Annotated in this window: 15 protein-coding genes and 1 pseudogene; 3 read left to right on the top strand and 13 right to left on the bottom strand. The window is 69.1% G+C overall.

The annotated features are described in order from the left end of the window. Positions 1 to 90: 90 nt before the first annotated feature. The 12 genes and pseudogenes from ACTG9Q_RS11140 to ACTG9Q_RS11085 all read right to left on the bottom strand — a co-directional run bounded on the left by ACTG9Q_RS11140 (position 91) and on the right by ACTG9Q_RS11085 (position 13,782). Positions 91 to 1,437: an NDP-hexose 2,3-dehydratase family protein gene (locus ACTG9Q_RS11140; protein ID WP_455572737.1), complete on the bottom strand. Its 1,347-nt coding sequence runs from the start codon at positions 1,435 to 1,437 to the stop codon at positions 91 to 93. Between the two features lie 53 nt (positions 1,438 to 1,490). Continuing rightward, positions 1,491 to 2,051: a dTDP-4-dehydrorhamnose 3,5-epimerase family protein gene (locus ACTG9Q_RS11135; protein WP_455572588.1), complete on the bottom strand. Its 561-nt coding sequence runs from the start codon at positions 2,049 to 2,051 to the stop codon at positions 1,491 to 1,493. Between the two features lie 38 nt (positions 2,052 to 2,089). Further along, positions 2,090 to 3,031: an NAD-dependent epimerase/dehydratase family protein gene (locus tag ACTG9Q_RS11130; RefSeq protein ID WP_455572587.1), complete on the bottom strand. Its 942-nt coding sequence runs from the start codon at positions 3,029 to 3,031 to the stop codon at positions 2,090 to 2,092. Positions 3,032 to 3,037: 6 nt separating this feature from the next. After that, complete coding sequence (locus ACTG9Q_RS11125; protein ID WP_455572586.1) at positions 3,038 to 4,258, bottom strand: methyltransferase domain-containing protein; 1,221 nt, start codon at positions 4,256 to 4,258, stop codon at positions 3,038 to 3,040. A gap of 29 nt (positions 4,259 to 4,287) precedes the next feature. After that, positions 4,288 to 6,972, bottom strand: a complete 2,685-nt coding sequence (locus tag ACTG9Q_RS11120) for a LuxR C-terminal-related transcriptional regulator (RefSeq protein WP_455572585.1) — start codon at positions 6,970 to 6,972, stop codon at positions 4,288 to 4,290. A gap of 400 nt (positions 6,973 to 7,372) precedes the next feature. Further along, the gene (locus ACTG9Q_RS11115; RefSeq protein WP_455572584.1) at positions 7,373 to 8,395 is read right to left on the bottom strand and encodes a tyrosine-type recombinase/integrase; all 1,023 of its coding nucleotides are present in this window, start codon (positions 8,393 to 8,395) and stop codon (positions 7,373 to 7,375) included. A gap of 215 nt (positions 8,396 to 8,610) precedes the next feature. Beyond that, positions 8,611 to 8,775 (bottom strand): helix-turn-helix transcriptional regulator, encoded by a 165-nt coding sequence (locus tag ACTG9Q_RS11110; protein ID WP_455572736.1) that lies wholly within the window; start codon positions 8,773 to 8,775, stop codon positions 8,611 to 8,613. 45 nt (positions 8,776 to 8,820) lie between these two features. Beyond that, positions 8,821 to 10,416, bottom strand: a pseudogene (locus ACTG9Q_RS11105) (replication initiator). Further along, on the bottom strand, positions 10,413 to 11,834 hold the full coding sequence (locus ACTG9Q_RS11100) for an FtsK/SpoIIIE domain-containing protein (protein ID WP_455572583.1): 1,422 nt from the start codon (positions 11,832 to 11,834) through the stop codon (positions 10,413 to 10,415). The pseudogene ACTG9Q_RS11105 and the gene ACTG9Q_RS11100 overlap by 4 nt, the downstream one beginning before the upstream one ends. A gap of 454 nt (positions 11,835 to 12,288) precedes the next feature. After that, positions 12,289 to 12,510: a hypothetical protein gene (locus ACTG9Q_RS11095; protein WP_455572582.1), complete on the bottom strand. Its 222-nt coding sequence runs from the start codon at positions 12,508 to 12,510 to the stop codon at positions 12,289 to 12,291. A 49-nt stretch (positions 12,511 to 12,559) separates the two neighbouring features. Then, the gene (locus ACTG9Q_RS11090) at positions 12,560 to 13,303 is read right to left on the bottom strand and encodes a Scr1 family TA system antitoxin-like transcriptional regulator (protein ID WP_455572581.1); all 744 of its coding nucleotides are present in this window, start codon (positions 13,301 to 13,303) and stop codon (positions 12,560 to 12,562) included. 2 nt (positions 13,304 to 13,305) lie between these two features. Further along, positions 13,306 to 13,782, bottom strand: a complete 477-nt coding sequence (locus tag ACTG9Q_RS11085; protein WP_455572580.1) for a hypothetical protein — start codon at positions 13,780 to 13,782, stop codon at positions 13,306 to 13,308. Between the two features lie 194 nt (positions 13,783 to 13,976). Here ACTG9Q_RS11085 and ACTG9Q_RS11080 point away from each other — a divergent pair, with 194 nt between their 5' ends. From ACTG9Q_RS11080 to ACTG9Q_RS11070, 3 genes are read left to right on the top strand one after another with little or no spacing between them, the layout of a single operon-like run. After that, positions 13,977 to 14,753 carry a GntR family transcriptional regulator gene (locus ACTG9Q_RS11080; RefSeq protein WP_455572579.1) on the top strand — a complete coding sequence of 259 codons (777 nt, stop codon included), beginning with the start codon at positions 13,977 to 13,979 and terminating at the stop codon, positions 14,751 to 14,753. A 43-nt stretch (positions 14,754 to 14,796) separates the two neighbouring features. Beyond that, the gene (locus tag ACTG9Q_RS11075; RefSeq protein WP_455572735.1) at positions 14,797 to 15,432 is read left to right on the top strand and encodes a 2'-5' RNA ligase family protein; all 636 of its coding nucleotides are present in this window, start codon (positions 14,797 to 14,799) and stop codon (positions 15,430 to 15,432) included. Positions 15,433 to 15,460: 28 nt separating this feature from the next. Then, the gene (locus tag ACTG9Q_RS11070) at positions 15,461 to 15,883 is read left to right on the top strand and encodes an NUDIX hydrolase (RefSeq protein WP_455572578.1); all 423 of its coding nucleotides are present in this window, start codon (positions 15,461 to 15,463) and stop codon (positions 15,881 to 15,883) included. Positions 15,884 to 16,629: 746 nt separating this feature from the next. On the opposite strand, the gene ACTG9Q_RS11065 is transcribed toward ACTG9Q_RS11070, so the two are convergent. Further along, positions 16,630 to 18,063, bottom strand: coding sequence for an MBOAT family O-acyltransferase (locus ACTG9Q_RS11065; RefSeq protein WP_455572577.1), 1,434 nt, complete (start codon positions 18,061 to 18,063; stop codon positions 16,630 to 16,632). Between the last annotated feature and the right edge of the window lie 13 nt (positions 18,064 to 18,076).

The raw sequence follows: 18,076 nt of genomic DNA, 5'->3' as shown, positions 1-18,076 counted from the left end.
ACACAAGAGCCGGGCCCCAAACAGGACCCGGCTCTCAACAACCCTGCTTCCCCGAGGAACCCAGAAGAACCCAGAGGACCCCAGGCCACCTCACCCCCGAGGAATCAAGCTCCGCAAGCACAACACCAAACTCCGCGCCTGAATGTTCACATAAAAACTGTGCCGCAACAACTCCTCATACTGCGCCAACGTCAACCACCGATACGACGGATCATCCGCGGCGACCTCCACATCACTCTCCACCACCATGTACCGATTCCGGGCCCCCAAGAACCGCCCCCCCTCCTCCGACAGCACAGTATCGAACCGCACCCGCCCCGACCCCAGAACCTCATCCAAGAACCGAGGCCGCGCCACCATCCGATCATAATTCGACGGCACACACTGCACAGTAGGGGCCAACTCCGTCACATCCGCATACCCCGGCTCCGTCCGAGCATGCGTCAACACGTGCAACACCCCCCCGATCTCCTTCACCAAAAACGCGATCACCCCCACCCCCACAGGCTCCAACATGGGCTGAGACCACGAAGCGACCTCCCGCCCCCCAGCCTCAACCCGAACCCCCACCACGGAAAAGAACCCCCCACTGCGATGAGAGATCCGCCCATCGTCATAACACCAGTCAGGCAACCCCGCCAACGGCCCCCGAACAACCTTCAGATCCGTGTGCGTCCGCACCTCAGTGATCCAACTCAGCACATCCCCCAACTCGTGCACACCACGAGAGGCAGGATCAGCGGACCGCACCAACGCCCGCGTGAATTCGTCAACCCCAGCCGACCCGAGCGCCGCCCCACCCCCCGGCAGACAAGCCAACACCGTCCGCGCGTCCATGTTGACCAGATCAGGAACAGTCATCAACTCCGCGATCTGCCCCAGCGTCAACCACACGAACCCCTCACGGGCCTCCACCGAAGGCCCAACCTCGACCACCATGTTCCGGTTGCGCTTCTGGTAGAACCAGGCCCCCTGCTCGGACTGCCGGATGTCAATGATCACCCGATGCGCCGAGGTGTCCCGGAAGTACTCCAGGTAAGGGACTTCCTTCCCCTGGTGCACCCGCGTGTAATTGCTGCGTGTCGCCTGCACGGTAGGCGAGATCTGCAGCCCGTTCGGATTCCCCGGCTCGTGCTTGGCCTGCATCAGGCAGTGCAGCACGCCGTCGATCTCCCGGACCAGGATGCCCAGAATGCCGATCTCCGGCTGGTTGATGATCGGCTGCTGCCACCGCGGCACCGGCGCCCCCGCCAGGTCGACCGAGACCGACTCCACGGTGAAGAACTTCCCCGTGTGGTGGCGCAGGTTGCCCGTGCCCGCCTCGACCTCCCACCCGGCGAGCTCCCCGAGGTCGGCCCGCTCCACCCGCATCCACCAGCGGTGCGCCAGCCCGTCCAGCCACCGCAGCACATCCGAGGAACCGCGGGCGGACAGCATCGACTCCGCGAGCCGGTCGGCTGCGGTGCGCGCGGGTGCGGACACGGGACTCCCTAGAGTTGGTAGTGCGGCAGGAGGTTGTCGGCGAGCGCGTCGCTCAGCGACGGCGCGGCCTGGTCGCGCTCGGACAGCACGGCCCCAGCCGGGATCGGCAGGTCCAGCTCCGGGTCGAGCAGCGACACCGCCAGCTCGTCCGCGGGCTCGTAGCCGCGGGAGAGCAGGTAGCAGACGGTGGCGTCCTCGCTCAGCGCGACGAAGGCGTGCCCCAGCCCGGCGGGCAGGTACACCGCCCGCATCTCCGACAGCTCCACGGCGTCCCACCGCCCGAACGTCGGCGAGCCGACCCGGATGTCGATGACGAAGTCGAGCACCCGGCCCCGGGCGCAGTGCACGTACTTGGCGCACCCGGGCCGGGTGCGCGCGTAGTGCACCCCTCGGGCGACGCCGTGGCGCGAGACGCTGGTGCTCATCTGCGCGACCGGGAACAGCTCGTGGCCGACCGCGGCGGCGAACTCCGCGGCCTCGAACGGGGAGATGAACAGGCCGCGGTCGTCGCGGTGCGGGTCCGGGGTGAACGCCCAGGCGCCGCCGACGGCGAGTTCGCGCGCTTTCACCAGGTCAGCATCGTGCGGCCGGGGTGGCGGGTAAACCCCTACGCGGGCAGATTAGGGGTACCCTTCGTGTCCTTCGTGTCCTTTGTGGACAGGGAGGCGACGACGCCGCCGACCCCGTCGGCCAGCGCGACGCGCGGGCGCCACCCGGTGACCGCGGCGAACGCCGCCGGGTCGGCCACCTGCCCGCGCAGGTCGGCCTCGGTGGCGTGGGCGGGCGGCGGCACCGACCGCACCGGCACCGGCGCCGCGCCCGTCCGCTCCGCGACGGCCCCGGCCACCAGCTCGAACAGCTCGCGCACCGACACCCCCGTCCCGGTCCCGATCAGCCAGTGCCGCCCGGCCAGCGCCTCGCGGTGCCGCACCGCGGCGAGGAACGCCTCGGCGACGTCGTCCACGTGGACCAGGTCGCGGCGCATCGCACCGGAGCCCCAGACCGTCAGCGGCTCACCCGCCAGCGCCCGCCGGGCCATCGCCGACACCACGCCCCGGTCCTTCGGCCCCGGCCCGTACACCGTCGGCAGCCGCAGGCAGATCCCGCCCGCGGCCACCACGATCCGCTCCGCGGCCAGCTTCTGCCTGTCGTACGCCGACTCCGGCTCGTCCGCCTCGCCGCCGTCGAGCCGCTCGCCCGCGGCCGGGCCCGCCTGCGAGGTCGACCCGGCCAGCAGCACCGGCAGCCCGGTCGAGACCGCCGCGCGCGCGATCCCGACGTTGACCGCCGCGGCGGCGTCGGCCTGCTCCGGCTCGACCCGCCACGACCCGCTCCCGGTGTGCAGCACCAGCGACAGCACCACGTCGGCCCCGGCCACCGCGGCCGCCACCCGACCCGGCCGGGTCAGGTCCGCCCGCACCGCCGGGTACGGCGGGCTGCCCGGGTCGCGGGCGACGACGCGCACCGCCATCCCGGCCGCGGCCAGCCTGCCCGCCACCGCCGTCCCGACGAACCCGGACCCGCCCAGGACCGCGACCTTCACCGCCACGCCCGCTCAGACAACCCGCACCTCGGGCACGTAGGTGATCCACTTGCCGCCCGCGTCGCGGAACGCCTGCTCCTTGGCCATGATCTCCTCGGCGTGGTTCCACGCGAACAGCAGCGCGTGGCCCGGGTACGGGTCGGCGAACGCGGCGGGCGGGCGCACCGGGATGCCCGAGCCGGGCGCGAGGCGGTCCTGCTTGGCGGGGGTGGTGTCGCAGATGAACTCGACCAGCTCCGGCCCGATCCCGCACAGGTTGGTGACCGTGGCGCTCTTGGCCGTCGCGCCGTAGCCGACCACCCGCTCCCCGCGCTCGCGCAGGTCGGTCAGCAGCGCCAGCAGGTCGGCCCGGATCTTCTGCACCCGGGTGGCGAAGGCGTCCAGCGTCACCCGCGAGGACAGCTCCCGCTCGGCCTCCTCGGCCAGCAGCGCGTCCACGGCCGCGGTGCGCTCGCGCGCACCCGGGCGCGCCAGCCAGTACCGGACCTCGCCGCCGTGCACCGGCAGGCGCTCCACGTCGACCAGCTCCAGCCCGTGCCTGCGCGCCATCTCGTCCACCGAGCGCGCGGAGAACAGGAAGAAGTGCTCGTCGTAGATCTGGTCGAACGACGTCTTGGCCACGATGTCGCCCAGGTACGGGTCCTCGAAGGCGAACACGCCGCGCTCGGACAGCAGCGCCGTCACCCCGCGCAGGATCGAGTCCATGTACGGGATGTGGCAGACGGTGTTGGCCGCGTAGATCAGGTCCGCCGGGCCGTCGGACTCGCGGATGTCGCGGGCGGTGGCCTCCTCGAAGAAGTCCTTGCGCACCCGCACGCCCGCCGCGGCGGCCAGGTCGGCGACCGAGCCGGAGGGCTCCACGCCCAGGTGGCGCCTGCCCGCGTCGGCGATGGTCCGCAGCATCGTCCCGTCGTTGCAGCCCAGCTCCACCACGAAGGCGTCCTCGGCGGCCAGCTCGGTGGCCAGGAACCGCTCGGCCAGCTCCCGGAAGTGCGCCCGCATCACCGACGAGCCCTGGCTGACGTATGGGTAGTCCTGGTGGAACATCGCCTCCCGCGGGACCTCCTCCATGAGCTGGACCATCGTGCACGTCTGGCAGACGCCGACGGCCAGCCGGTAGAAGAACTCCGGCGCGGTCTCCTCCGGCCGCCGGAAGGCGTCCGAGAGCGGTTGGCGGCCGAGGTCCAGGAACTCGGCGACGGCGCCCGCGCAGATGCGGCACTCGGTGGTCATACGTCGGCCCTTCTCGGTCGATCGGTTGGTCAGCCGCGCACGCGGACGGGGGAGTGTCCCGTGGCGAGCCGGTGCGGCAGGTCGGCCCGGCTCTTGACGCCGAGCTTGCGGTACACGCGGGTCAGGTGTTGCTCGACGGTGCTCACCGTGATGTAGAGCGCCCGCCCGATCTCGCGGTTGGTGTGGCCGGTGGCGGCCAGCTCGGCCACCCGGCGCTCGGAGTCGCTGAGCACGGGGGCGGCGTCGCCCGGCCAGTCCACCGGCAGGGGCAGCGCCCCCGAGTAGCTGGCCCTGGTCTCCTCGGCGCACTCCCTGGCCAGCTGGTCGGCCTCGCCGTCGCGGCCCACGGCGCGCAGCGCGGCGCTCAGGTCCGACAGCGCGCGGGCCGCGGCGGCCCGGTCGCCGCGCAGGCACTCCACCGCCTCGCGCAGCAGCTGCGGGCGCTGCGCGGGCTCGCCCGCCGCCGCCATCAGCCGCAGCGACTCGCCCCGCGTGCGCCGGTCGCAGCCGGGCAGGCGCAGCTGCTCGGCCAGGTGCGCCGCCGCCACGTCCGGCCTGCCGAGCAGCAGGTTGGCCTCGGCGAGCTGAGTGCGCCACGGCACCAGCGCGGGCAGGTCCACGCCCCAGGCGCGCATCCGCTGCCCGCAGCTCTGGAAGTCGCTGATCGCCGAGAGCACCTTGCCGGTGGCCAGCAGCCCGCGCCCGCGCGCGTGCAGGTAGCGCAGGCCGCAGAGCGTGTCGAACAGCGCGGCGGGCACCCGCAGCCGCATCAGCTCGTCGACCACCCGGTGCCTGCCCAGCGCGGTGTTGGCCGCCATCAGCACCGACAGCGGGTAGCCCACGGACACGCCCCAGCCCTGCGCGGGCAGCAGCCGCATCGCCGACTCCGCGCGCGCCGCGGCCAGCACGACCTCGCCGCGCACCAGCGCGATCTCCGCGGCGACCGCCTCCACCATCGCCTGGCAGGTGGCCGCGCTGCGCCGGGCGGCCTCGGCGGAAAGGCGCTCGCACCAGTCGGCGGCCTGCTCGGCCGCGCCGCCGTGGGTGAGGATCAGCAGCGCCATCGCCACCATCTCCGGCGCGCTGTACCCCGGCCAGCAGTTGGCCAGGATCAGCTCCGCGGCCTCCAGGGTGTCCGCGGTGGACCTCCCGGACCAGGCCCGGCCCAGCGTGCGGACGGTGACCGCCCACGGGTCGTCGCCCTCGGGGGCCAGCGCCTCGGCCGCGGCGGCGAGCGGGCCCATGCCGTGGAACCACTGCGCGATGACCAGCAGCTCGGCGGCGTCCCTCGGGTCGAGCTGACCCCGGTCGAGCATGCCGATGGCGCGCAGCGCGGTGGCCTGGTCGCCGGTCCACAGGGCGTGCCTGACCAGCGTGACGGCGTCGCGGCCGGGCAGCTCGCCCGCCCACATCGCCGCGCGCAGCGGCCCGATGTGCGCCGCCGCCGCCGACGGGTTGGTCCACCACAGGGCCCGCACCAGGGCCTTCGTCACGGCCAGCCGCTGCGGCCCGTCCGCGGCCCGCAGCGCCAGCTCCAGCAGCCGCACGGCGCCGGGCGCGTCGTCGCCGGTCATCGCCTGGTCGGCGGCGTCGAGCAGCACCGGCACCGACCAGCCCGCGACCACCCGGTCGGCGGCCAGCAGGTGCGCGGCGACCGCGGCGGGCTCGTCACCGCGCTGGTAGCGCAGCTCCGCGGCCACGGCGTGCAGCGTCGAGCGCTGCGCCACCGGCATCGCGTCGAGCACGGCGGCGGCCGCGGCGGCGTGCCGGAACCGCCCGTCGGCCAGCAGCCCGGCCCCGGTGAGGATCTCGATGGCCCGCTCGGCGACGTCGGGGGTGGTGCCGCCGAGCCGGGCGACGAGCTCGGTCGTGCAGCCGTCGGTGACCGCGATCGCCCGGGCCACGTCGAGCAGGTAGGACTCCCAGCGGTGCAGGCAGGACAGCACCGCCCGGCCGTAGGCGGGACCCGCCGTCACGTCGTCCGCGGTGATCCCGGCGGCCAGGTCCTCGGTCATCGCCCGCACCAGCAGCGGGTTGCCGCCGCTGATCCGGTGCCACACCGGTGCCAGTTCGCCTGCGGCGAGCGTGCGCTCGCGCAGCAGTCCCGCGATGGCGTCCGGGGACAGCGGGGCCAGGTCGATCCGGTGGTACTGGCGACGGGTGATCTCGGCGTGGAACAGCGGCAGCGTCGGCTGCGGCTGGTCCCATTCGGTCAGTGCGATGAGGATTCGAGCGGACGCCATCCGCCTGCGTAAGTACAGGATGAACTGCAGCGACGAGCTGTCGGCGAACTGCACGTCGTCCACCCCGATGACCACGGGCCGCTCGCGGGAGAGCTCCAGCACCACCCCGCACACCTCGTGCACCATCATCGCGCAGCCCTGCCGCATCGTCCGCGCGTCGGACCCGCTCTCCTCGTCGGCCTGCGGCGAGATCAGCCGCGACATCCGGTCGGCGACGGCGGGCGGCAGCCCGGCCCCGTGGAACAGCTGGTCGATCACCCCCGCCCGCAACGCCCGCTCCGACCGCGACCCGGTCGCGGTCAGCACCAGCGCCCCCTCGGCCCGCGCGTGCGCGTAGAGCTGGTTGAGCAGCTGCGTCTTCCCACTAGCGAGACCGCCCGCGACCAGCGCCAGCCTGCCGTGCCCCACCCGGCTCTCACCGAACAGCCCGACCAGCTCACCCAGCGCTTCGCAGTGGTCCGTTCGTACCATTCGACATGCCCCCTTTTGGCTTGTGGCCAAGCAAGTCTCTTTTGGACGCTTTAGGCGGTCTGTCGGTGGTTTATAGCATGGCGAAAGCGGTCCTTGGGCCAAGACAAGGTATCCATATCGGAGAACGTCTGTACTCTCAGTATCGGGCCTTTAGCACATCCACCAGCGGACGCGGGACCGCTCGACCGGTGTATTAACCCAAGTTTCTCCCACCCGACGAACTCCTTGAGCAATCAACAGTTCACCAACCATGCCCGATCTGGTAAAGCGGTCCAACGCCGTACTCCGAAAAGCCTCACCCATGTGGGTCGCCCTACCAACGACCTCAGAACTGGTAGTAGTGGAACGTACGCGCCTCTGACTTGCCGATATCGAGTTCCGTTCCATGATCAGGCCGTCCTCAGGCCGCCACGGGCTCCAGGCCGCCGAAGACCGCGTCGACCGCCCGGCGGGTGCGCTGCTTACTGGACGGCATGAGGTGGGTGTAGACCTTGAGCGTGAAGCCCGGGTCGGCGTGCCCGAGGTAGGACGCCAAGGCCGTGATGGTCTCGCCCGCGTCCAGCAGCGTCGAGGCGTAGAAGTGGCGCAGCGCGTGGAAGCCGTCGACCCGGGGGAGTGGCTTGACCCCTGCTCCCCTGAGCGCCGGTGCCCAGGTCCACTGGTTGTAGACCGGCCGCCACGCCACCGTCCGGTCCCGGCTCCACACCAGCACCGGGACCGTTACCAGCTCGCCGCCGGGCGCCTGCCACGGCAGGGTGACCTCTACCGGCGGGAACGCCTCCATGTGCGCCCGCACGGCCAGGGCGACCGAGCGCGGCAGCGGTACCTCCCGGGTCTTGCCCCGCTTGGGCAGCGCGAAGCACGGACGCCCGCCGACGATCTTGACCTGACGCCGGACGTGCACCACGTCCTGGTCCCAGTCGAAGTCATCGGGGCTCAGTGCGAAGACCTCACCTTGTCGCAGCCCGAGCCCGGCCCCCAGCGTCACCGTCACCCGGTACCGCTCGCTCATCGCGGCCCGGACCGCGTGCACCCGCTCCGCCGACCAGGGGACGACCCGCCGTGGCGGTATCTGCGGCTTCTGCACCGAGGCCGCGTTGCACGGGTTCTTCCGGATGCGTTCGTCGTCCACCGCCGCGTTCAGGATCGTCTGCAGGTGAATGAAGATCACCTGGCGGTAGCTGTCACTCAGCCCCTTGTCCTGCAGGGTCTTCAGCCATTCCCGCACGTCCGAGGGCCGCAGCGAGTCCAGGTTCCGGCGGCCCAGATGGGGGAAGACGTGCAGCCGCAGCCGCAACGCCACTGCCTCCCGCGTCGACTCCTCGAACGTCTGCGACCTCAACCACCGCGTCCCGAAGACCTCCACCGTCACCTTCCCCGCGTCGGGGTCCACGTAGGTCCCGCGCCGCAGTTCGGTTTCCACCTCCCCGAGAAACGCCTCAGCCTGCGTCTTCTGCCGATCGGGAAAGGACTTCGACCGCTCTCGCCCCGAATGGTCGACGTACCGGACCCGGTACCGGTCACCTCTGCCGTATAGGTCCGTTTTCTCCCGAATTGGCTTGCCCCGCTGGTTGAGCACCGGCCGACCGGTCCCCGGCTCAATTTTGTCCCGGTACCAGCGATCTTGGACGTGGCCCATCAGGCCGCCCTCCCCTCGGCCAGCCCGTCAACCCACCGGGCCACGTCCTCGGCCCGGTACCGCAGGTGGCGCCCCACTCGCCGCCCGACAGGCCCATAGCCCCGCGTGCGCCATTGATAGACGGTCGTTACTGGAACCCGCAGATAGGCCGCGACCTCATCCACCGTCCACAGCGTTTGCGTCAATTCCCTCACGGTCGTCCCCCCGGGTCAGGCCGCTATTGCGCGAGTTGCTGAAAGATTTGAGCCGGTCACCCCGGCCGCGAGTAGCGCGCTGTCGTATTCCGCCCGCCACCGAACGCGCTCGGATATCGCGTGCATGAGCAGATGCACCCGAGGCGGAACATTGCCGTCCCCGGGCGCGAGCCTGCGCCAGACCAAATTCGACGCATTCCGCTCAGGCGGCCTGATGCCCACACCTTCGAGCATCGACAGCACGAACTCCCGCCGGTCCGCCTGGTGCTCGGCGACGGTCTTGCCCGACCACTTCCGCGACACCAACACCCGCCGCCCAGGCAGGCCCAACGTCGAGCGCCGATGCGCGCGGCCCTTGCAGCTCCCCGGCGTGGTCTTCGAGGTCACCCCCAGCGGCTGCACCCCGTAGAGCAGCCACACCGCGCACCGAGGCGAACACGGCGTGACCGCCAGTTCCGCGTGCAACCGCTCGTGATGCTCCCGCTGCCGGTCGGTGGTCGCGGTGACGACCTCCCCGGTGGATTTCGTGAGGTACTTGGTCAGGTACCCGATGTGCCGCCCGGCCTCCTCCGTCCCGCCGAGGATGCCCTTGGAGTGCACCTGCGCCCCGAAGGTGGCCACGTGCGCCGGTTCCTCGACGTCGTCGAGCGCGTCCACCCACGCGGTCAGGGGGCGCCGGGTGTCCGGGTCTACGAACCGCTCCCCATCCCACACCGGCAGGTGCTCGCCGCCGTAGACGAGCTGGTCATGGACAGGCCACCACACCTGAAGGTAGGTAGCCGCGGTGACCTGCCGAATCACCTCATGCGAGATCGAACCGCGGATCGCGGTGTGCAGGTGCGGCGCGGCACGCTTCTGCGGCTCCACCGTGGCGAAGTACTGCACGTCCCACCCGACGACGCGGCGAAGGTTCTGCCACCACCGGTCCACCAGCGAGGCGAAGTGCACCGCGTCCCGAGCCGCCCGCCGGTAGTCATAGGTGGCGAAGTCCCGGGGCGTGCCGTCACCGAGGACCGGGCCGTAGGTGTCACAGGTGAGCGTGACGAACATCGACGGCCGATAACCCCCGGCGTACTCGCGGCCCACCGTGCGCTTCTCCACCCGCCGCCGAGGCAGGTTCGGCCCGTTCTGCCGCCGCCTGGTCGACCGCTTGGGAGCCACCTTCGGCCCCGGCCCATCCGGGTTGGGCAACCTGCCCGTGACCCCCGAGGCGTGCAGCTCCGCATCCACCGCACGGATGTCCTCACGGAGTTCGTCCGCCTCAACCTCCCCGGCCGCGTCAGCGCGCCGATAGGCCGCCACGAGATCAGCCCGCAGCTCCAAGAACGCCCGCTACTTCTCGGAGGGCTCACGACGCACATCGACCGGTTCCGCTGCCAGGTGCCACCCCTCACGGCACTGGGTCATCCGCAGCGCCCGAGCCTTCCGCGCACACGGCCCACACACGCTCTCCACCGTCGACCCACACGGCACACCCACATACCGCAGCTCACCGGTAGAGGTGTCCCCAACCTCCATCGTGAAAGGACGGACACAGACACCCCACTGCTCAGCGGTCGCCGTCACCACATCAGCAGCCAACGGAGGACGAACCTTGACAGGCGCGCTCATGCAGCCTCACCACCATCGGCCGTAGCGGTGTCCGGGAAGGCATAGACGGTCGCCGAACCACCAGTGACGTAGTGGACAAGCTCGATGATGTTCGTATCAGTCACATGGAAAGCCCGCGCCCGCACCGGATCGCGTTTGCCGTCCTCCTTTACCCAGGCCACGCCGGGCGTGCTCTCCGGGATCTCGTGTGCGTTGCCGCCCCGAGCCCGCACACCGTCACCCAGGACCATGTCGACCTGCGTCGCCTCATCCAGCCGCAGCGCGATGCGGGTCGTGAACAGGTTGCGGAAGGGCACGATCTCCTTACGCGGGTCCTGGACCAGCCCCAGCACGGCGACCCCCGGCGCGCGCCCCTGAGAGGTGATCGTCTGCAGTGCCGCCGCCGCGCGTTCCTTGAGCTTGCGGTCAGGCTGGTAGGCGATGATGTCGGCGAGTTCATCGAGCACCAGGAGCAGGAACGGCTCCCCACTGGCCGGTGTCCAACCCCGCAGGATGCCCCGGAACCGCGCCGCCCGAGCCCGTGTCTCCTCGGCGAGTGATTCGAGCAGCTCGACCGCCGCCGCGCCGTTGCTGTAGACGGGGCCGCCGTGGAACAGCTCCGGAGCCTGTCCCAGCTCCATACCGCCCTTGGGGTCGATCCCGTAGACCTGGACCAGGCCCGAGCGCAGGGCGGGAGCGAGTGCCCGCAGCACCGCCCACAGGACCGACGCCTTCCCTGCGCCTTGCACGCCTACGGCGAGGAACTGTCCACCGAGCAGCTTCAGCGTCCACGGCTTGCCGGTCTCGGTGCGCCCGATCTGGACTCGCTTCAAGTCCATCGACGCGTCCGGCTCCGCCAGTTCGGGAACCGGCAGCGGGCGGGCCAGTGGGTCGGCGTGGACGAAGTCGAGTTCGATCGTTCCCGGCTTGACCGTGCGGACGCGGCAGGATCGAGCCCGGAACGAGTGCGCCAACCCCGAAGCCCGTAGCTCCCATTGCTCCGGAGCTTGGCCGGGGATCATCCGGACCTGTACCCGGTCGCGCCACCATTCCGAGCGGGTGCGCTTGAGCTTGGGTCGGTACTCCCGGCCCTTGGCCTCACCGCACAGCCCCGCCAGCCGGGTGACCGTGCGCCACTGCGCCGAGTACACCAGCGCCCGTCGCAGCTCCGTGCGCACCCACCGCACCCGTGCCAGGAACCCGAGGGTGTCCCGGTGCCACCACACCAGCCCACCCAGCACGAGCACGAGGGCCAGGCCGCCGAGCAGCCACCACCCACCGAGCCGGTGCAGCCATACTCCGCCGAGGGCCAGGACCACACCCAGCACCACTGACACCGGGTAGTACCAGGCCATCCGCACGAGCTTCCCCAGCGCCCAGGCCAGTACCCACAGGGCGGCGATGGGAGACAGCAGCAGCTTTGCCTTCCAGGGCAGCAATGTCCACCAGGGAAGCCGCGGACGAGCCACCTCCAGTGGTGCCGGGTCAACCCACCGACTGCCCTTCACCCCGCCCATCACCAACCACCCCGGACCGTGGCGTCGGTGGGAGCGGTGATCGTGCCGAACTCTAACCCCAGCGCTCCTGAGCACTGGGCGCACTTGGTGTCACCCGGCAGGAGTCGGGCGAACCGCTTGCATTCGGCGCAGCGGTTTCCTGTCCGGGTGGTGCCCCTTGCGGAGCGCCCCCGGTCGTGACTTACGCTTGCCATGTCTGATTCGCTTCCGATTCGGGCAAGCGGGAGCGGCCAACGGCGACCAACCATTCTGGCCGCTCCCACCTACAACTTCCCTTTGTTTCCAAGCCTTTTCGGGCGCGGCAGGAACACGCGAGCGCCCCTCAATGCCCACGTGTCCCTGCCCCACCAGCGCTATTCGGTTGTCGGCTGTGCGCCTACTCCGCGCCCTGCTCCACCCGTTCCGCCTTGGCCTGGGTCAGCGCTTCCTGCGCCAGGTCGAGGAAGCGTTGCAGCGCGGGCAAAGTGAAGTGCACCTCGAAGCTGTCCCGGTCACCACCCATGATCAACACAGCACCCGACTCATCGTTGGTGTTGAACCGCATCGGGCACGTGTCGCTGATCTCGGCCCACAAGCCGAGGGAGACATTGCTGAACATCTAATCCGCCTAACATGGTTGTTTGCTTACTTGCGATGTGGATTACGTGTCAGGCCAACAAGGCCCGTGACCGATCCGGCGCGAACGCCGCCGACCGCAGAGCGGCGAACACCGCTTGGTAGTCAGTGATCGCCGTGTCGGTGTCGTGGTAGTGATGGGTATTCCGGGTTTCCTCGCACACGACCACCCCCGCCGGGCCGTGGACGATCTCGAACCCGCCTGAGAGCGCCAGTGCTGGGTCCAGGCCGCAGGGGACCACCTGAACGGTCACGTTCGGCAAGCTCAAGACGTGTCGCACCAGTGCGCGAACAGCGGCAGGCTGCGGGCGTCGGGTGAGGTGTTCCTCCACCAGCCACAACAACTCGGGCGCGTCGCCACCGTCGAGGATGTGCCAGCGGTCGGTGGTGATGAGCCCGCCGAACCGTGCCACGTCGTACAACTCCACCCGCGACGCGTACGCCTCCAACCCGACCACCAACTCAGGCCCGGACAGTGTCGGGCGAGATGAGGACCGGTGCGCCAATCTGCGCAGGTGCAGCAACCGAGGCAACGCCTCCACCGCCGAGAGGCGCCTGAGCAGCACCTCCAGAGCAGGAACGCTCAACAGGTTCTTCCCAGCAATCGCCTGAGTGACCGAGGCACGAGTCGTGCCCAGCCACTCACCCACCTGCCCATGAGTCACCGACCGCGCAGCCAACAGCCGAACCAGCTCAAAGCACAGCAACCGCCGCGCCACCGCCCCCTCCAGCTCCGGCCCAGCCTCGGCCGTCAGACCTTGCTCATCTCCCGCCACGGCTACGCCGCGACCTTCTCCGAGCCACCGTCACCCTTCTCCCCACCCCGCCGCGACGACGAAGGCGAGGACGGTGCCGCCGAAGCAGCCGCCCGGAACCCGGAAGCCCGGTACACATAGGACAGATACTTGAACTCCCCGTTCCCCGCGACACGCGGCTCAGCCGTCAGCCCCTCCAGCTCCACCGGCCGCATTCCGGGGATGGCCTCCACCGTCGTGGGCACCGGCTGAACCTCCGCCAGAAACGTCACCTCGAACGATGCCCGCTTCGCGTTGGTCTCCCCGAGGTCCATCACGATCGCCTTCCACTGCCGCAGCGCCGTGGACTCGTCCACCCGCTGCCGCACCGGCCGACCCGCCGCCCTCTCCTCCCGCGTCTGATACTCGTTGTCCGGCATCACCACACCCGTCATGACCAGGCCGTTCGGGAACGCGTCCTCAAAGTTGACGGGGAACCGGTGCCCCTTGCTGATCGCCACTTCTGCGCCTCTCGTCCAAGACCCTCTCCGGGCCGTAGGTCCTTAAGTCCTCATGAGGACTCTCGTCACAGTATGGCGGTCTCATGCTGTCGTCAAGTCCTCATGAGGACTACCGTGGGTGTGCGTCCCCGCCGACGAGAGGAGGGGACATGGATAGGGCAGGATCAGTGATCAAGAGGAGAGGAGGACGGAGAGTGGCCAACGAGCGCGCGCCCAAGTACCACCGGATCGCCGACGCGTTGAGGTCCGATGTCCGAGAAGGTGTGCTGGCACCGGGCGAGCGACTGCCCGCGGAGACGGCACTGACCGAGCGCTTCCGCGTGTCGCTACCGACGATCCGCCAAGCCCTGGCAGTCCTGAGGGCCGAAGGTCTGATCGAGTCCGTCCACGGCGTCGGCACGTTCGTCAAGGAGCAGCGACGCTTGCAGCGTCGGTCCCGTGGTCGCTACGGCGGAGCCCGAGGCCACCAGAAACTCCTCACCCACCACCTGCGCCACGACATCGTGTTCGCGGGCCGAGGCCCCGTGCCCGCGCACATCGCCGAGGTCATGGGCGTCGAACCGAACACCGAGGTCGTCATCCGCCGCCGCCACCTCCTCGACAAGGAAACCGGCCGCCCCGAGGAGCTTGGAGCCAGCTACCTACCGCTGAACATCGCGGCAGGCACATACCTGGAGAAGCCCACGGTCGTCCCCAAGGCCCTCTTCCTCTGCGTCGAAGAACTCACCGGCCGCCGATACGCCCACGCACACGACCAGTGGACCGCCCGCATGCCCAGCGCCGAGGAAGCCGCCAACCTGGAGCTGCCCACCGGCGCGGCCGTCCTCCACGTCGTCCACTGCGCCCGCGACACCAACGGCGACGTCATGGAAATCAGCGAATCCGTCTGGCCCGCCGACCGAGTCGTCGTCATCGACGACTACGAGATCGAACAACACGCCGAAGACACCCCCGCCCCCAGCGAAGTCTGAGTCGCCTCTCACCAGTCGATCCTGGATCATTGACCGGGTGAACATGCACGCGACAACGATTCGCGATCACTGGTGGTGGCGTCCCGGCTGGCGAGTGGGACGTCGGTTCTATACCTGGCATGTGACCTTCGCACGGGATAGTGAACTACATGCGCTTGTCCATTCGTATCAAGAAGTGATACGTGCGGTCCCGGGGCTTGATCTTATCCCGAAGCAATGGCTGCATCTCACAACTCAAGGCGTGGGGTTCGTGGACGAGGTCAGTGCGGACGATCTCGCAAGTATTGTAGAAGCGGTGCGATCGAGGGTGGGGCATCTCCCGGCCGCGCGAGTTTCATTCGGCACACCTGTCGTCAATGAAGAATCGGTGGTTCTCCCCGTACGTCCAAAGAGTGCATTGCAAGGGGTTCGATCAGAGATTCAAGCAGGAATTGCCGACGTCTGGGGCAGGAGTAAAACGCCGGAGTCTGATAAAGAGTTCATGCCTCATGTGAGCCTTGCCTACCCGAACATTGAACAGTCGTCCGCACCAGTAATCGCAGCGTTGGAGTCCGTTCGACCGACTCGCGTCACCCTTGATATCAAGGGGATTGACCTGATCAGCCTTGGTCGCGACGGACACCTCTATGAATGGAGCACCATCGCCACGGTGGCCACCCGATGCGGCACCCCTCAGTAGTGGCGAAGGTTTAGCGAGAGACCAAGGAATGTCGACACCGAAGCATTCGGTCAGTGTTGCAGGCGTAGTCGTCGATGATGCAATGAGGGTGCTGTTGATTCAACGACGGGACAACGGTCATTGGGAGCCGCCCGGAGGTGTTCTGGAGATGCACGAAACTCCCGAAGAGGGAGTTCGTCGAGAAGTGCTCGAAGAGACGAGGCTGGATGTCCACGTCGAGCGCCTGACTGGCGTGTACAAGAATATGCGACGCGGTGTCATAGCTTTGGTCTTCCGCTGTGCTGCCCGTTCCGGTATAGCGCGCGAAACTACCGAAGCTCAGCAGGTTCGTTGGGTGGGGCTAAGTGAGGCCGAGGAGTTAATGGAGCAGGCGTTCCACGTGAGATTACTGGATGCGATGGGGACGGAAGTCCGGGTGCGGTCACACGACGGCCGGGTCTTGGTCGAGTGAACGACCCTGCGAGAACCGAAGCCCTAAGGGACCGTCATCATATGTACTGCATGTTTTCTTGCTCGTTCTCATTGCATGAATATTGCTGAACTTCGCTCTATGGGATCAAGGCCGCGCCGCCTGCGCGGCGCGGTGCGAGTTGGCCTGTCCCGTTGGCAGCGCTGCGCCTATCCATCGCGCCAAGGCGCGGGCTCCCGCTTCGCTCCCGCCCGCGCTGGCGCGCGGCAGGCCCCGGCGGAGCCGGTCCAAGCGCACCGCGCCGCGCAGGCGGCACAGCCACGGCTACGAGCTGGTTCGAGGGCTTCCCGGGTCGCCGAGATCGTCTAGCGACGGGTGTGCGGCATCGAGGGGCATCTGTGGTGGCGCGGAGCGACGGAAGGCAGCTCCACCTTGACGGTGCACTCCTGTCGCTTGGAGCGCCGAGGTGACTATGTCCGGTTGCACGGCAGGACGTGGCCGGTTGGCGGGTACCAGGGGCACCCTGCCCCTGGACCCCTGGGAGCCCACAGCACGATCCGCGCCATGCGTTGAGCGCGGTGCTCGAAACGTTGGCGCGGATCGCACTGTGGGGTTGGGGGCGGTATGAGCCGCGGAGTGGTGGCCGGGGCTGGCGGGACCAAGATCAGGCCGTCTCCAGGCCGTGAGAGGTCGGGAGCGGCTGAAAGGTGTTGGCAAACGTCGAGCAACGTTCGTGCAGTTCAGGGGCGGTTTCCGCACGGCGTGTCGAGGTTGGGGAAGGGCGGGCCTCAGAACTGGTAGTAGAGGAAGGGGCTGAAGGTGCCCGTGGCTACCAAGATCGCCGCCCAGAGCATTCCGGGGACCATCACGGCGACGCGGAGGGCGGTGGCTGTGGGGGTGCGGGAGGACTCCAGCATGGGGCCGGTGACGGGGGAGGCGGGGAGGAAGACGACCGCCAGTGCCAGCAGCAGCGTTACCAGGGCCTGGTTGCCCAAGGCCGTGTCCACCTCGGCGGTCAGGCCGGAGAAGTCGGGCAGGAGCATGTGGCCGATCATGACCAGCGCCTGGCCCATGTCGGACGCTCGGAAGAAGACCCAGCCCACTGTCACCAAGACCAGCGTCAGGACGCGGCGGCCGATTCGGGCTCGCTGGGAATCGGGGGGCTGTTCCCAGCCGAAACCTCGCTCCATAATCAACAGTGCGCCGTGGAAAAGGCCCCACACCAAGAACGTCCAGTTGGCGCCGTGCCACAAACCGGTGAGGACGAAGACCACGAACAGATTGCGGTACGTGCGGCCGGCGCCTGCCCGGTTGCCGCCTAGCGGAATGTAGACGTAATCCCGGAACCACCGGGACAGGGACATGTGCCATCGCCGCCAGAACTCCGTGACGGTCACCGAGGAATACGGGCGGGCGAAGTTCTCCGGCAGCCGGAACCCCAGCATCCGCCCCAGGCCGATGGCCATGTCGGAGTAGCCGGAGAAGTCGAAGTACAGCTGCAGGGTGTACGCGACCGCGCCCAGCCAGGCGATCGCGAAGGTCATCTCCCCCGACGGCGTGGCGAAACACTGCTCGACCACCGGGCTCAGCGAGTCGGCGATGATGACCTTCTTGCACAGTCCCAGCGCGAACCTCGGGAACCCGGCCGCGATGTCGTCCAGCCGGTGGGTGCGCGACTGCGGCAGCTGGTCGGCGATCTCCCGGTACCGCACGATCGGTCCGGCCACCAACTGCGGGAACATCGCGATATAGGTGACAAACGCGACCGGTTTGCGCAGTGCGGGCCGTTCGCCGCGGTAGATGTCGACCACGTAGGAAATGTGGTGGAACGTGTAGAACGAGATCCCGATGGGCAGCAACAGCTCCACCACCGGGAAATCGCCGCCGAAAAGCCGCATGAAACCGGCGATCTGCTCGGTGGCGAATCCCGCGTACTTCCACACCACCAGCACCAGCACGTCGAAGGCGACCACGGCGTAGAGCAGCATCCGCCGCCGGTGCCGGGTGATGTCCCACTCGTCGGGCTCCAGGTACGGCCCGGCCAGGAAGTTGACCACCATGCACGTCAGCAGCAGCAGGGTGCTCGGCCCGGCGCCGACGGTGTAGAAGACCAGACTCGCGGCGGCGACGATCCCGTTGCGCCAGTGCCGGGGGCAGGCGAGCACGGCCAGCAGCACCAGTGGCGTGAAGAACCACAGGAACAGCGGGCTCGCGAACGACATCATCCCCCCTACG

It is taken from the genome of Actinokineospora lacus (genome assembly GCF_053813445.1).
Note: the sequence above shows the minus strand (reverse complement) of the source record. Positions and strands in the feature narration are given on the sequence as shown.

Coding starts and splice junctions, on each gene's coding strand:
- ACTG9Q_RS11075 (WP_455572735.1), top strand. CDS start 14,797: ATGCACGCGACAACGATTCGCGATCACTGGTGGTGGCGTCCCGGCTGG.
- ACTG9Q_RS11140 (WP_455572737.1), bottom strand. CDS start 1,437: ATGCTGTCCGCCCGCGGTTCCTCGGATGTGCTGCGGTGGCTGGACGGG.
- ACTG9Q_RS11125 (WP_455572586.1), bottom strand. CDS start 4,258: ATGACCACCGAGTGCCGCATCTGCGCGGGCGCCGTCGCCGAGTTCCTG.
- ACTG9Q_RS11065 (WP_455572577.1), bottom strand. CDS start 18,063: ATGTCGTTCGCGAGCCCGCTGTTCCTGTGGTTCTTCACGCCACTGGTG.
- ACTG9Q_RS11120 (WP_455572585.1), bottom strand. CDS start 6,972: ATGGTACGAACGGACCACTGCGAAGCGCTGGGTGAGCTGGTCGGGCTG.
- ACTG9Q_RS11095 (WP_455572582.1), bottom strand. CDS start 12,510: ATGTTCAGCAATGTCTCCCTCGGCTTGTGGGCCGAGATCAGCGACACG.
- ACTG9Q_RS11070 (WP_455572578.1), top strand. CDS start 15,461: ATGTCGACACCGAAGCATTCGGTCAGTGTTGCAGGCGTAGTCGTCGAT.